This window comes from Paracoccus sp. TOH, assembly GCF_030388245.1.
GTDB lineage: Bacteria > Pseudomonadota > Alphaproteobacteria > Rhodobacterales > Rhodobacteraceae > Paracoccus > Paracoccus simplex.
This window is the reverse complement of sequence record NZ_CP098360.1, coordinates 123154-136661: the sequence shown is the minus strand read 5'-3', so window position 1 is coordinate 136661 and position 13508 is coordinate 123154. Positions and strand designations below refer to the sequence as shown.

General features: G+C 68.4%; 11 protein-coding genes. 7 read left to right on the top strand and 4 right to left on the bottom strand.

The features are described from left to right. Window positions 1-56: 56 nt before the first annotated feature. The 3 genes from NBE95_RS00655 to NBE95_RS00645 all read right to left on the bottom strand — a co-directional run bounded on the left by NBE95_RS00655 (window position 57) and on the right by NBE95_RS00645 (window position 3040). The gene (locus NBE95_RS00655) at window positions 57-1319 is read right to left on the bottom strand and encodes a DUF4147 domain-containing protein (protein ID WP_289894000.1); all 1263 of its coding nucleotides are present in this window, start codon (window positions 1317-1319) and stop codon (window positions 57-59) included. Next, window positions 1316-2290: a CoA ester lyase gene (locus tag NBE95_RS00650; RefSeq protein ID WP_289893999.1), complete on the bottom strand. Its 975-nt coding sequence runs from the start codon at window positions 2288-2290 to the stop codon at window positions 1316-1318. Before NBE95_RS00650 ends, NBE95_RS00655 begins: the two co-directional genes overlap by 4 nt. A gap of 108 nt (window positions 2291-2398) precedes the next feature. Then, complete coding sequence (locus tag NBE95_RS00645) at window positions 2399-3040, bottom strand: response regulator transcription factor (protein ID WP_289894875.1); 642 nt, start codon at window positions 3038-3040, stop codon at window positions 2399-2401. A 187-nt stretch (window positions 3041-3227) separates the two neighbouring features. On the opposite strand from NBE95_RS00645, the gene NBE95_RS00640 reads away from it, so the two are divergent. The 7 genes from NBE95_RS00640 (at window position 3228) to NBE95_RS00610 (ending at window position 12339) form a co-directional block, all read left to right on the top strand. Continuing rightward, the gene (locus tag NBE95_RS00640; protein WP_289893998.1) at window positions 3228-4475 is read left to right on the top strand and encodes an aminotransferase class V-fold PLP-dependent enzyme; all 1248 of its coding nucleotides are present in this window, start codon (window positions 3228-3230) and stop codon (window positions 4473-4475) included. Window positions 4476-4500: 25 nt separating this feature from the next. Further along, window positions 4501-5697 (top strand): malate--CoA ligase subunit beta, encoded by a 1197-nt coding sequence (locus tag NBE95_RS00635; RefSeq protein ID WP_289893997.1) that lies wholly within the window; start codon window positions 4501-4503, stop codon window positions 5695-5697. Beyond that, window positions 5697-6578: a succinate--CoA ligase subunit alpha gene (gene sucD, locus NBE95_RS00630; RefSeq protein ID WP_289893996.1), complete on the top strand. Its 882-nt coding sequence runs from the start codon at window positions 5697-5699 to the stop codon at window positions 6576-6578. The genes NBE95_RS00635 and sucD overlap by 1 nt, the downstream gene beginning before the upstream one ends. Before the next feature lie 10 nt (window positions 6579-6588). Further along, window positions 6589-7560 (top strand): D-glycerate dehydrogenase, encoded by a 972-nt coding sequence (locus NBE95_RS00625; protein ID WP_289893995.1) that lies wholly within the window; start codon window positions 6589-6591, stop codon window positions 7558-7560. Window position 7561: 1 nt separating this feature from the next. Beyond that, window positions 7562-10213 (top strand): phosphoenolpyruvate carboxylase, encoded by a 2652-nt coding sequence (locus NBE95_RS00620; protein WP_289893994.1) that lies wholly within the window; start codon window positions 7562-7564, stop codon window positions 10211-10213. 22 nt (window positions 10214-10235) lie between these two features. Beyond that, the gene (glyA, locus tag NBE95_RS00615) at window positions 10236-11531 is read left to right on the top strand and encodes a serine hydroxymethyltransferase (protein WP_289893993.1); all 1296 of its coding nucleotides are present in this window, start codon (window positions 10236-10238) and stop codon (window positions 11529-11531) included. A gap of 361 nt (window positions 11532-11892) precedes the next feature. Continuing rightward, a complete protein-coding gene (locus NBE95_RS00610) occupies window positions 11893-12339 on the top strand; it encodes a VOC family protein (RefSeq protein WP_289893992.1) in 447 nt (148 codons plus the stop codon). A 25-nt stretch (window positions 12340-12364) separates the two neighbouring features. Here the strand turns inward: NBE95_RS00610 and NBE95_RS00605 are convergent, their stop codons facing one another. Beyond that, window positions 12365-13477 carry a zinc-binding dehydrogenase gene (locus NBE95_RS00605; protein WP_289893991.1) on the bottom strand — a complete coding sequence of 371 codons (1113 nt, stop codon included), beginning with the start codon at window positions 13475-13477 and terminating at the stop codon, window positions 12365-12367. Between the last annotated feature and the right edge of the window lie 31 nt (window positions 13478-13508).

The following is a 13508-nucleotide window of genomic DNA, read 5'->3' as shown; positions in this document are numbered from 1 at the left end:
CGGCCGTTTTCATTTCCGTTTGCGATGGTCCGTTTGCGATGGGGCGGGCGGGTCGGTCAGGACAGCAGCAGCACCTGGACATCGGCGACATTGGTGCCGGTCGCGCCGGTCAGCAGCAGGTCGCCCGCCGCCTGCAGCGCCGCGTGGCTGTCATTGTTGGCCAGCAGCGCCGCGCCGTCGCGGCCGGCGGCGCGGATGCGCTCGGCGGTGCTGCCGTCGACGATGCCGCCCGCCGCGTCGGTCGGCCCGTCGCGCCCGTCGGTGCCGCCGCTGAGGAAGGCCCAATATCCCGGCCAGCCCCGGCCCATCAGGGCGATGCGCAGCGCCAGCTCCTGGTTGCGACCGCCCTTGCCGGTGCCGCGCAGCGCCACCGTGGTCTCGCCGCCGAAGATCAGCGCCTCGGGCCGGTCCGGGCGGCGTGCGCCCGCCGCCTCGGCGATGTAGGCGGCGGCCTCGGCCACGTCGCCGGTCAGCCGGTCGCTGACGATGCGGGCCGTCCAGCCCTCGGGCACCGCGGCGCGCATCGCGTCGAGCGAGATCTCGTTGCTGCCGATCAGGTGGTTTTCGGCCTTGGGCAAGGCGGCGGGGGCCGCATCGCTTTCCAGCAGTTCGCGCACCTTGGCGGGCAATTTCTCAAGCAGATTCCGCCCGGCCAGCAGCTCCAGCGCCTCGCGGCGGGTGCCGAGCGGCGCCACCGTCGGGCCGCTGGCGATGGCGCCCAGGTCGTTGCCGATGACGTCCGAGAGGATCAGCGCCGTCACCGGGGCAGGGGCGGCATGGCGCAGAAAGCCGCCGCCCTTCAGGTCGGAAAGCTGCTGGCGGATCAGGTTCACCTGCCCGATCTCCAGCCCGCTGGCCAGCAGCAGCCGGTTCACCTGTTGCTTGTCGGCCAGGGTCAGCGGCGGCAGCGGCGCCGGAACCAGCGCCGAGCCGCCGCCCGAAATCAGTGCGATCACCCGGTCCTGCGGTCCGGCCCGGTCCAGAAGCGCGATGATGTCCCGGCCGGCCTGCAGCCCGGCCTCGTCGGGCTCGGGGTGGCTGGCGGTCAGCACGCGGGCGCCGGGAATCTCGCGGCCATTGCCGTAATGCGTCACCGCCAGCGCCGTCACCGGGCCGGGGACATGGACCATGGCCTCGGCCAGCATGGCGGGTGCGGCCTTGCCGATGGCGATCAGGATGGTCTGTCCCCCCGCCGCGGGCGCGGCAGGGGGATGGCTTTGGAAATGCCGGCGCACGGCCAGGGCAGGGTCGGCCGCGCGCACGGCCGCGTCATAGAGCTTTCGCGCCAGGGCCCGCATCTCGGCAATCCTTTCCGTCATGCCGCGATCTGGCGGGCTTTCTGGACCAGCACCTCGGCCTGCCGGATCGAGGCATAGTCGATCAGCCGGCCGTCCAGCGACACCGCGCCCTTGCCCTCGGCCTCGGCCTTGGCCATGGCGTCGAGGATCTTCTGCGCCCGCTCGACCTCGGCGGCCGAGGGGCTCATCACCTCGTTGGCCAGCGCGATCTGGCTGGGATGGATGGCCCATTTCCCCTCGCAGCCCAGCACCGCGGCGCGATAGGCGGCGGCCTTGTAGCCCTCGGGGTCCGAGAAATCGCCGAAGGGGCCGTCGATCGGGCGCAAGCCGTTGGCGCGCGCCGCGACCACCATGCGCGACAGCGCATAATGCCACATGTCGCCCCAATGGATCTGACGCGAGCCGTCGTCCAGCTTGTCGGTCAGCACCGAGTAATGCTCGTTCACGCCGCCGATCACCGTCGTGCGCGCCCGGGTCGAGGCGGCGTAGTCGGCGACGCCGAAATGCAGGCTTTCATTGCGCTTCGAGGCGGCGGCGATCTCGTTGATGTTCTGCATCCCCAGCGCCGTCTCGATGATATGCTCGAAGCCGATGCGCTTCTTCAGGCCCTTGGCGTCCTCGATCTGGGTGACCAGCATGTCCACGGCATAGACATCGGCGGCGGTGCCGACCTTGGGGATCATGATCAGGTCCAGCCGCTCGCCGGCCTGTTCGACCACGTCCACCACGTCGCGATACATGTAATGCGTGTCGAGCCCGTTGATTCGGATCGACATGGTCTTCTTGCCCCAGTCGATCTCGTTCAGGGCCTTGATGATGTTCTTGCGGGCCTGCGGTTTCTCGTCCGGCGCGACCGCGTCCTCGAGGTCGAGGAAGATCACGTCGACGTCGGAATCCGCCGCCTTTTGAAACATTTGCGGCTGGCTGCCGGGCACGGCAAGCTCGCTGCGATTCAGGCGTGCGGGGGCTTGTTCGATGGGATGAAAGCTCATTGCGGGATGCTCCTGCGACATGTTGGGGGGAATGCGACAAGAGAAGGCAGATTGATATTTTCCAGTCAAGAAATAAAATTTCACTTTGCCTCCGACAGAAGTCGCAGATCATGCTTTTCCGCCACTCTGACGGTTAGAATAGTAAAAGGCGATGGCCTGCGCGCGGCTGCGCACCGAGAGCTTGTCGTAAAGGTTCGACAGGTGGAATTTGACCGTGTTCCCCGAGATGCCCAACTCGCGCGACAATTCCCGATTGGTCAGTCCCCGCGACAGCGCCTCGAGCATGTCCATTTCGCGCGGAGAAAGCGTTTGCAGCGGATTTCCCTGCAGCGCCCGCACGTCCAGATAGGGAAACACCATCTTGCCGGCGGCCACGGCCAGACAGGTGTCCAGCAGCGTGCCGGCCGGGTCGCTGCGGGCGACGAATCCGGCGGCGCCCGCCCCCAGCGCGCCCAGATGCGCCTCGCCGGCCTGGTCGCCATAGACGACGATGCGCGGCGCCCCCTGCTGCTCGCGCAGCTGTTCCAGCAGCTTGGCGCCGCCCATCTCCGGCAGGGCCCAGTCGATGATTCCAACCTGGGCGGGAATCCGCAGAACCGTGGTCAGGAACCCTTCGGCCGTGGCCGAGGTCGCCAGAAGCGAGAAGCGCGTGTCGCGCTGGAAAACCTCGGACATGGCCGACAGAACCAGCGGATTGCTGTCGCCCAGAATGATCGTGACGGCCTTTTCGACGCTGCTGACGGTGCGCATCAGCAGTCCCACCGGCGTTGCCAGGCTGAAAAACCTTGTGAATTTAGCGACATCCTGTTTCTCCCATTCCTTTGGGGGGGGGCAGCCCCACCCAAATGGATACCTGAAGGCAGGTTAATCTTACGTTGCGGCAATTGTCGAGAGGAGCTTTCTTTCGGTTAAAGAAACTTGATCTGAAGGAAACACCATGTCCGAAGTGGCGATCTTCCCGCAGCTTGAAATTCCCAACACACTCGCGGCCGGACCAGGGCCGGGCAACACCGATCTGCGGGTGTTGCAGCGCTTTGCCAGCGCCGGGGTCGCGGACCACATGCAGGCCGACGTGCTGCGCGGCATGATCGAGTGCAAGCAGATGCTGCGCCAGGTCATGGGGACCGCGAACATCCACACCTTCGGCGTCGCCGGCACCGGCTGGAGCGGGCTCGACTGCCTGTTCAGCGCCGTGCTGCCCGGCGACAAGGTGGTGGTTTTCGTCAACGGCACCTTCTCGGGCATCGACGGGCTGACGCTGCGCATGAAGGCCGCCACCGCCGAGGAGCTGGCCGCCAACCCGATGGACCCGCAGCCGGCCTCGGTCAAGATCGTGACCGTGCCGCATGGCCAGTCCGTCACCGGCGAGATCGTCGAGGCGGCGCTGGCCGAGCACAAGCCGAAATGGGCCGCGATGGCGCATTGGGAAACCGGTTCGGGCCGCATCAACGACATGCGCGGCTTCTCGGATGCCTGCGAACGGCATGGCGCCATGGGGCTGGTGGACGCGGTCTCGTCGCTGGGCGTCGGCGATTTCCGCATCGACGACTATCCCGGCGTGCATGGCTGGGCGTCCTGCCCGCAAAAGGGCATCTGCTGCCTGCCGCTGACCTATGCGCCGGTCAGCTTCAGCGACCGCTATATCGCCGAACTGCGCCGGACCGGCTGCCGGACCTTCGTGCATAACCCGGTTCTCGAGGCGCGGCACTGGGGCGTCATCGACGGCAAGGATGTCGAGAAGGGCGCCTATCACCGCACCCACAGCGCCTATGCCGTCGCCGCCTTCCACGAGGCGCTGCGCATCCTGCTGCAGCAGACGGTGGCCGGTCGGGCCAAGGACTATGTCTTCCACGAGGCGGCGCTGCGCGATGCGGTGACGGCGATGGGCTGCAAGGTGACCTCGGACATGACCTCGCTGGTGGTGCTGAACCTGCCCGAGATCCTGAAGGGCCGCGAGATGGAGCTGGTGCAGAACTGCCGCGCCAAGGGCTTCGGCATCTGGCCGACGCTGTCCGAACCGGTGCAGGTCCGCATCGGCATCCTGAACCTGCTGAACCAGAAGGCGATCACCGACATCGTCACCCGCTTTGCTGCGGCGATGAACGAGATGGGCGCGAATATCGACACGGCTGCCGTCAGCGAACGGCTCGAGGATCATTACCAGACGACGGTCGCGGCCGAATAACGGCGCCCGAGGGAGGAGGCGAAAAATGGACATTCACGAATATCAGGCCAAGGAAATACTCAACCGCTTCGGGGTCGGCATCCCGCCCGGCGCCCTGGCCTACAGCCCCGAACAGGCGGCCTATCGGGCCCGCGAGATGGGCGGCGACCGCTGGGTCGTCAAGGCCCAAGTCCATGCCGGCGGCCGCGGCAAGGCCGGCGGCGTCAAGGTCTGCGACAGCGATCTTGAGATCCAGGCGGCGACCGAGGCCATGTTCGGCCAGAAGCTGGTGACGCACCAGACCGGGCCCGAGGGCAAGGGCATCTACCGCGTCTATGTCGAGGCGGCCGTGCCCATCGCCCGCGAGATCTATCTGGGCTTCGTTCTGGACCGCGCCACCCAGCGGGTGATGATCGTCGCCAGCGGCGAGGGCGGCATGGAGATCGAGGAAATCTCGGCCCAGCGTCCCGACAGCATCGTGCGCGCCACCGTCGAGCCGGCCGTGGGCCTGCAGGAATTCCAGTGCCGCGAGATCGCTTTCGCGCTGGGCATCAAGCCGGGCATGGTCCAGCAGATGGTGCGCACCCTGCGCGGCTGCTACCGCGCCTTCCGCGAGCTTGACGCCACCATGGTCGAGGTCAATCCGCTGGTCATCACCAGCGACGACCGCATCCTGGCGCTGGACGCCAAGATGACCTTCGACAACAACGCGCTGTTCCGCCACTCGCAGATCCTCGAGCTGCGCGACAAGTCGCAGGAAGACCCGCGCGAATCCCGCGCCGCCGACCACGGCCTGTCCTATGTCGGACTGGACGGCAATATCGGCTGCATCGTCAACGGCGCCGGCCTGGCCATGGCGACGATGGACACCATCAAGCTGGCCGGGGGCGAACCCGCGAACTTCCTTGACATCGGCGGTGGCGCCACGCCCGAGCGGGTGGCACGGGCCTTCAACCTGGTGATGTCGGACAAGAACGTCCAGGCCATCCTGGTCAACATCTTCGCCGGCATCAACCGCTGCGACTGGGTGGCCGAGGGCGTGGTCCGCGCCCTGCGCGAGAACCCGGTGCCGGTGCCCGTCGTGGTCCGGCTGGCCGGCACCAATGTCGAGGAAGGCCAGAAGATCCTGGCGCAAAGCGGCCTGCCGCTGATCCGCGCCACCACCCTGATGGAAGCCGCCGAGCGCGCCGTCGCCGCATGGCGCGCCGATACCCAGCGCAATCCCAACCTGAGGGCCGTCTGATGAGCATTTTTCTGGATCGCGAAACCCGCGTCATCGTTCAGGGCATCACCGGCAAGATGGCCCGTTTCCACGCCCGCGAGATGATCGACTACGGCACCAATGTCGTGGGCGGCGTCGTGCCCGGCAAGGGCGGCGAGACCTGCGAGGGCGTGCCGGTCTTCAACACCGTCAAGGAGGCGGTGGCCGAGACCGGGGCCGAGGCCACGCTGGTCTTCGTGCCGCCGCCCGCCGCGGCCGACAGCATCATGGAGGCGGCGGATGCCGGCATCCGCTACTGCGTCTGCATCACCGACGGCATCCCGGCCCAGGACATGATCCGCGTCAAGCGCTACATGTACCGCTATCCCAAGGAACGCCGGATGATCCTGACCGGGCCGAACTGCGCCGGCACCATCAGCCCCGGCAAGGCCATGCTGGGCATCATGCCGGGCCATATCTACCTGCCGGGCAATGTCGGCATCATCGGCCGCTCGGGCACGCTGGGCTACGAGGCGGCGGCGCAATTGAAAGAACGCGGGCTGGGCGTCTCGACCTCGGTCGGCATCGGCGGCGACCCGATCAACGGCTCGTCCTTCCGGGACGTGCTCGAGCATTTCGAGCAGGACGACGAGACCCATGTGATCTGCATGATCGGCGAGATCGGCGGCCCGCAGGAGGCCGAGGCGGCGGAATACATCCGCAACCATGTCAGCAAGCCGGTGGTCGCCTATGTCGCCGGCCTGACCGCGCCCAAGGGCCGCACCATGGGCCATGCCGGCGCGATCATCTCGGCCTTCGGCGAAAGCGCCAGCGAGAAGGTCGAGATCCTGGCGGCGGCGGGCGTCACCATGGCCGAGAACCCGGCCGTGATCGGCGAGACCATCGCCAGCGTCATGCAGTAAGGGGGCGGTGATGGCGAAACCCCGAGTTCTTGTCACCCGCCGCTGGCCTGCAGCGGTCGAGGCGCGGCTGTCCGAAATCTTCGACGTGCAGCTGAACCTTGCGGACAAACCCTTGGCGCCCGAGGATTTTCGGGCGGCCATGCAGGAGTATGACGCGATCCTGCCGACGGTGACCGACAAGATCGGCGCCCCGGCGCTGGAGCTGGACAGGCCCCACACCCGCATCCTGGCCAATTACGGGGTGGGCTACAGCCATATCGACCTGAACCGCGTGAACGAGCATGGCATCGTGGTGACCAACACCCCGGACGTGCTGAGCGAATGCACCGCCGACCTGGCGATGACGCTGCTCTTGATGGTTGCCCGCCGCGCCGGCGAGGGCGAGCGCGAGCTGCGCGCCGGGCAATGGACCGGCTGGCGGCCGACGCATCTGGTCGGCACCAAGGTCTCGGGCAAGACGCTGGGCATCGTCGGCTATGGCCGCATCGGCCAGGAAATGGCCCGGCGCGCCCATCACGGCTTCGGCATGACCATCCTGGTCTACAACCGCAGCCCGGTCGCGCCCGAGGTACTGGCCCAGTGCAACGCCGCGCAGGTGGACAGCCTGGACGAGCTGATGCCGCTTTGCGACTTCATCTCGTTGCATTGCCCGGGCGGCGGGGCGAACCGCCACCTGATCGACGCGCGCCGGCTGGACCTGATGCGGCCGGACGCGTTCCTGATCAACACCGCCCGCGGCGAGGTGATCGACGAGGCGGCGCTGTCCCATGCGCTGTGGTTCGACTCGATCGGCGGCGCGGCCCTGGATGTCTTCGACGGAGAGCCAAACATCAATCCGCAGCTCAAGAACAGCGACCGGTTGGTGATGCTGCCGCATCTGGGCAGCGCCACCCGCGAGGCGCGCGAGGCCATGGGCTTCCGCGTCATCGAGAATCTCGAAGACTTCTTTGCGGGCCGCGAGCCCCGCGATCGGGTGAACTGAGATGCGGGCGGGGGCGGCGGATATCAGCGCCGAGCCGTCGGCGGGCCAGGCCGACCGGCTGCGCGGCGAATTGCGCGGCCTTTGGCACCGGGTCATCCAGCGCCACGCGCCGCAGGCGCTGCCGCTGCTGACCGGCGAGGCGGCCGAGCCGCAGGAAGCGGACATGAGCGTCTATCTGCAGGGGCTCGACATCTGGTTCCAGCTGTTGCGGATCATCGACGAACATGCCGCCATGCGGCTGCGTCGCACGGTCGAGTCCCGCTCGGGCCGCGCCGCGATCGAGGGCAGCCTGGCCCGGACCCTGCAATCCGCCCCCGACATGCCGCGCGAAAGCCTGGCGCGCAACCTGCGCCAGCTGCGCGTCGGCCCTACCGTGACCGCCCATCCGACCGAGGCCAAGCGCGTCACCGTGCTGGAGATCCACCGCCGCATCTATCGCGCGCTGGTCCGGCTGGAAAGCCAGCGCTGGACCCCGCAGGAGCGGGCGGCGCTGATGGCCGAAATCGAAAGCGAGATCGACCTGCTCTGGCTGACCGGAGAGCTGCGCCGGCAAAGGCCCTCGCCCCTGAACGAGATCGAATGGGGGCTGCAATTCTTCCGCGACAGCCTGTTCGACGCGGTGCCGAACCTGGTGCGGCAATTCCAGGATGCCGTTGCCGGCCGCTACGGTCCCGGCGAGGAAACCGGCGCGCCGCTGCGTTTCCATTCCTGGATCGGCGGCGACCGCGACGGCAATCCGCATGTCACCGTCGAGACCACCCGCGCCGCGCTGGAGTTGGGACGCGACGCCATCCTCGACCGCTATCTGCAGGGTCTGACCCTGGCCGCCCGGCACCTGAGCATCAGCAGCGAGATCGCCGGCCTGCGGCCCGAGACCCGCGCGCGGCTGGCGGCGGTGATCGACGCGGCCGACCTGCCCGCGGCCGACCGGCAGCGCAATCCGGGCGAGCTGTTCCGCCAGGCGGCCAGCGCCATGCAGCGCCGCATCGCCGCGCTGGCCGGCGGGCCGGGACCGGCCTATCCGCATCTGCGCGATTTCATCGCCGACCTGCGCCGGGTCGAGACGGCGCTGGCCGAGATCGGCGCCGAGACGCTGGCGCACCGGCTGGTGCGGCCGCTGCGCTGGCAGGCCGAGGTCTTCGGCTTCCGCACCGTGACGCTGGACGTGCGGCAGAATTCCTCGGTCACCACGCGGGTTCTGACCGAGATCTGGGCGCAGGCCGGCGCGGTGCCGGAATTCGGCAGCGCCGCCTGGTCGCAGCGGCTGCGCAGCGAACTGGGGCAAGAGGAACTGCCCCGGCTCGACCGTGACGGGCTTGGCGACGAGGCGCGGGAACTGCTGGACCTTCTGGCGCTGCTGCATCGCGCCCGGTTCGGCGCCGATCCGCTGGCCATCGGCACCTTCATCCTGTCGATGACCCGGTCCTGCGACGACCTGCTGGCGGTGTTCCTGCTGGCCCGCCATGCCGGCTTCGGCGCCGAGCGGCTGGACCTGCGCGTGGTGCCGCTGTTCGAGACCATCGACGACCTGTGCGCCGCGCCGCGGATCCTGGACGAGCTGCTGCGGGTGCCGCTGGCCCGCCGCAGCCTGGTGACCGAGGACAACCGGGTCGAGGTCATGCTGGGCTATTCGGACAGCAACAAGGACGGCGGCTTCCTGTGTTCCACTTGGGAACTGGAAAAGGCGCAGCGCAGCATCATGGCGGTGCTGGCGCGGCACGGGCTGGTGCCGGTCTTCTTCCACGGCCGGGGCGGCTCGGTCAGCCGCGGCGGCGCGCCCACCGAACGCGCCATCGCCGCCCTGCCGCGCGGCACCATCAACGGCCAGCTGCGCACCACCGAACAGGGCGAGGTCGTGTCGTCGAAATTCGCCAATCGCAGCACCGCCGAGTATGAGCTGGAGCTGCTGGTCTCCTCGGTCATGGCGCAGTCGCTGCAGACCGCGCCCGAGCCGGTGCGGCCCGAATTCAACGACACGCTGGAAGCGCTGGCGGACATGTCCTGCACCGCCTATCGCGCGCTGCTGCACCGGCCCGGCTTCATCGACTATTTCCGCCAGGCCAGCCCGGTCGAGGAACTGGCGCTGCTGAAGATGGGCTCGCGGCCCACCCGGCGCTTCGGCGCCGGCGGGCTCGAGGATCTGCGGGCGATCCCATGGGTCTTCGCCTGGTCGCAGAACCGCCACCTGATCACCGGCTGGTATGGCTTCGGCTCGGCGGTCGAGACCTTCCGGCGCTTCCACCGCGAGGAGGGCGACGCGCTGCTGCGGCGGATGTTCCGCGACTCGCGCATCTTCCGGCTGATCGTGGACGAGGTCGAGAAATCGCTGTTTCACGCGGATATGCGGATCGCCGAAACCTATGCGGCGCTGGTCCGGGATCCGGCAGTGCGGCAGGACATCTTCGGCCGCATCGGCCAGGAATATCAGCGCAGCTGCGCGGCGGTGGTGTTCCTGACCGGCCAGGCCGGCATCGGCGAGCGTTTTCCCAACATGGCCGGCCGGTTCGGCCGCGTCCGCGCCGATCTGGAGCGGGTGCACGGGCTGCAGGTCAGGCTGCTCGACGACAATCGCCACCGGCCGGGGCCGGGGATTTCCATACCGCTGATGCAGGCCATGAACAGCATCTCGACCGCGCTGGGCTGGACCGGATAGCTGCAATAAGGAGAGAGAGGATATGAACGAACACCCATCCCGGGCGGGCTTTTTCACCGAAACGCTCGCCACCCGCGACCCCGCCATTTTCGGGGCGATCCGGCAGGAGCTTGGTCGTCAGCGCGACGAGATCGAGCTGATCGCGTCCGAGAACATCGTCTCGAAGGCGGTGCTTGAGGCGCAGGGCTCGGTGCTGACCAACAAATATGCCGAGGGCTATCCCGGCAAGCGCTATTACGGCGGCTGCCAGTATGTCGACATCGTCGAGGATCTGGCGATCGAGCGCGCCAAGCAGCTGTTCGACTGCGGCTTTGCCAACGTGCAGCCGAACTCGGGGTCGCAGATGAACCAGGCGGTGTTCCTGGCGCTTCTGCAGCCGGGCGACACCTTCATGGGGCTCGACCTGAATTCGGGCGGCCACCTGACGCATGGCTCGCCGGTCAACATGTCGGGCAAGTGGTTCAACGTCGTCAGCTACGGCGTGCGCCAGCAGGACCAGCTTCTGGACATGGAGGAGATCCGCAGATCGGCGCATGAGCACAAGCCCAAGCTGATCCTGGCCGGCGGCACCGCCTATAGCCGGATCTGGGACTGGGCCGAGTTCCGCAAGATCGCCGACGAGGTGGGCGCCTACCTGATGGTCGACATGGCCCATATCGCCGGGCTGGTCGCCGGCGGCCAGCACCCCTCGCCGCTGCCGCATGCCCATGTGGTGACCACCACCACGCACAAATCGCTGCGCGGCCCGCGCGGCGGCATGGTGCTGACCAACGATGCCGAGATCGCCAAGAAGATCAACTCGGCGGTGTTCCCCGGCCTGCAGGGCGGCCCGCTGATGCATGTGATCGCCGCCAAGGCGGTGGCCTTCGGCGAGGCGCTGCGCCCCGAGTTCAAGGACTATGCCGCGCAGGTGGTCAGGAACGCCCGCGCCATGGCGGACGAGCTGATGAAGGGCGGCATCGACATCGTCTCGGGCGGCACCGACAACCACCTGTGCCTGGCCGACCTGCGGCCGAAGGGCGTGACCGGCAAGGCGACCGAGGCGGCGCTGGGCCGAGCCCATATCACCTGCAACAAGAACGGCGTGCCCTTCGACCCCGAGAAGCCCTTCGTGACCTCGGGGATCCGGCTGGGCGCCCCGGCCGGCACCACCCGCGGCTTCGGCGAGGCGGAGTTCCGCCAGATCGCCCGCTGGATCGTCGAGGTGGTGGACGGTCTGGCCGCGCATGGCGAGGCGGGCAATGCCGAGGTTGAGGCCAAGGTCAAGGCCGAGGTCGAAGCGCTCTGCGCGAAGTTCCCGCTCTACAGCGGCATGTGAGCCGAGGGCGGCGCGCGGGGCATAAGCCCGCGCGCCGCCCAACCGCCGGGCGGGATGCTTGCCGGAACAGCCCCGGAACCAGCGGATCGGCGACGCCCCGGATCGGGGAAAGCCCCGGCAGCAATGACCAGGCGATCACCACCACGACGCCCCCTGTTCGGGAAGGCAAGGCGGGCGCCGCGCATCCTGTCTGCACCGGCAGGCTTGACAGGCGGGGGCCGGATACGGTGACATCGGCGCTCATGACGATGAGTCGACCGGCACCGGCATGACTGCCCGCAGGCTTCCTGCCGACCCGCGACCATCCTCGGCCGGCCCGATCCGGGCCTGCGGCCGGAACCCGACGAAAAGGGAGGGGATGATGAAGATCGTGACCAGCCTGAGCTTTCAAGGCCAGTGCCGCGAGGCGTTCGAATTCTACGCCGAGGTGCTGGGCGGCAAGATCACCGCCGCCATGCCCTATGGCGATGCGCCGCCCGGCATGCCGATCACCGACGAGAAATACAAGACCTGGCTGATGCATTGCTGGCTCGAGGTCGGCGACCAGGCGTTGATGGGCGCCGATATGGACGTGGCCTGGGCACCCAATATCGACAAGCCGAAGAACGGCTTCGACGTCACCCTGCATACCGAGGATGCCGAGCAGGGCCGGCGCTGGTTCGAGCGGCTGGCCGAAGGCGGCAAGCCGGTCATGCCCTTCGGCGAGACCTTCTGGTCGCCCGGCTTCGGCTCGCTGGTGGACAGGTTCGGGGTGCCCTGGATGATCAACACCATCCCCGCCGCCGGCTGGCAGTCCACGCAGGGCTAGGGCGCCGATTGCCGGGCGGGTGGTTTCAGGCCATCGCCCGCAGCGCCTGTTCGGCGATCACCCGGTCCGGCACGATGACCAGCTTGCCGATGAAATCGCGGCCGCGCTCGACGAACAGGCGTTCGGCCTCGCGCAGGCGGGACAGCGGCATGATCCCGGCCAGAACCGGCCTCAGCCGGTTGTCGCGGATCCAGCCGATCAGTTGCCGGGCCTCGGCGCGGGTGCCGTGCGAGACGCCGAAGATCTGCACCTGGTTCAGATAGATCAGCGTCCAGGGCAGGGCGGTCACATTGCCGGCGCTGGCCCCGGCGATGGACAGGCGGGGCAGGGTGCTGCGGCCGCGCATGTCGCGGCACATGGCCTGGATCAGCGGCACGGTCATCCCGCCGCCGACCAGATCCATCACCGCGTCGATGCGGGCGCCGCCGGTCGCGCGCTCGATGGCTTGCGGCCAGTCGGCGACGCCGCCGCGGTCGATCACCGTCTCGGCGCCGAGCGCGCGCAGCGCCTCGGCCTTGCCGGCGCTGGCGATGGCATGGGGAACCGCGCCGATCACCCGGCAGAGCTGCAAAAGCGCGGTGCCGACCCCGCCCGAGGCGCCGGTGACCAGCACATGCTCGCCCGCCTTTACCCCGGCCGCGGTCAGCATCCGGTAACCCGTCTGCCAGGAACACATGCCCAGCGTCGCCAGCTCGGCATCGCTCAGCGCCGGGTTGGCGATGGCGTGGAACTGGTCGGCGGGAAAGCAGCCATATTCCGCGAAGCCGCCATCGGCGCCATGGCCGAAATAATCGGGCGCCAGGTTCAGGTCGTCGCGGGCGTCGGGATAGATGTTGAAATCCAGCAGCCCCCGTTCGCCGATGCGCTGCGGCGCGACGCCCGCGCCCACCGCGACGACATGGCCGACCACGTCCGCACCCTGGATGCGCGGAAAGGCCAGCGTGTTCCCGGCCATGGCGAAAGAAGTGACGGCGCCGTCATCGGCGGTGGAGTAAAGCCCCTCGCGCACCTTGCGGTCGGTGTTGTTCTTGGCGCAGGCGGTGATGCGCACCAGCACCTCGCCCGGGCCGGGGCGGGGCACCGGCCAGTCCCGGCGCCATTCCAACCGCTCGGGACCGCCATGGCCGGTCAGGACCATGGCGCACATGGTTTCGGGAACCGCCGCCACG

Excerpts from the sequence above, each read along its gene's own strand:
- NBE95_RS00625 (WP_289893995.1), top strand. The coding sequence starts at position 6,589 with ATGGCGAAACCCCGAGTTCTTGTCACCCGCCGCTGGCCTGCAGCGGTC.
- NBE95_RS00645 (WP_289894875.1), bottom strand. The coding sequence starts at position 3,040 with ATGCGCACCGTCAGCAGCGTCGAAAAGGCCGTCACGATCATTCTGGGC.
- NBE95_RS00640 (WP_289893998.1), top strand. The coding sequence starts at position 3,228 with ATGTCCGAAGTGGCGATCTTCCCGCAGCTTGAAATTCCCAACACACTC.
- glyA (WP_289893993.1), top strand. The coding sequence starts at position 10,236 with ATGAACGAACACCCATCCCGGGCGGGCTTTTTCACCGAAACGCTCGCC.
- NBE95_RS00650 (WP_289893999.1), bottom strand. The coding sequence starts at position 2,290 with ATGAGCTTTCATCCCATCGAACAAGCCCCCGCACGCCTGAATCGCAGC.
- NBE95_RS00635 (WP_289893997.1), top strand. The coding sequence starts at position 4,501 with ATGGACATTCACGAATATCAGGCCAAGGAAATACTCAACCGCTTCGGG.
- NBE95_RS00610 (WP_289893992.1), top strand. The coding sequence starts at position 11,893 with ATGAAGATCGTGACCAGCCTGAGCTTTCAAGGCCAGTGCCGCGAGGCG.
- NBE95_RS00605 (WP_289893991.1), bottom strand. The coding sequence starts at position 13,477 with ATGGTCCTGACCGGCCATGGCGGTCCCGAGCGGTTGGAATGGCGCCGG.
- sucD (WP_289893996.1), top strand. The coding sequence starts at position 5,697 with ATGAGCATTTTTCTGGATCGCGAAACCCGCGTCATCGTTCAGGGCATC.
- NBE95_RS00655 (WP_289894000.1), bottom strand. The coding sequence starts at position 1,319 with ATGACGGAAAGGATTGCCGAGATGCGGGCCCTGGCGCGAAAGCTCTAT.
- NBE95_RS00620 (WP_289893994.1), top strand. The coding sequence starts at position 7,562 with ATGCGGGCGGGGGCGGCGGATATCAGCGCCGAGCCGTCGGCGGGCCAG.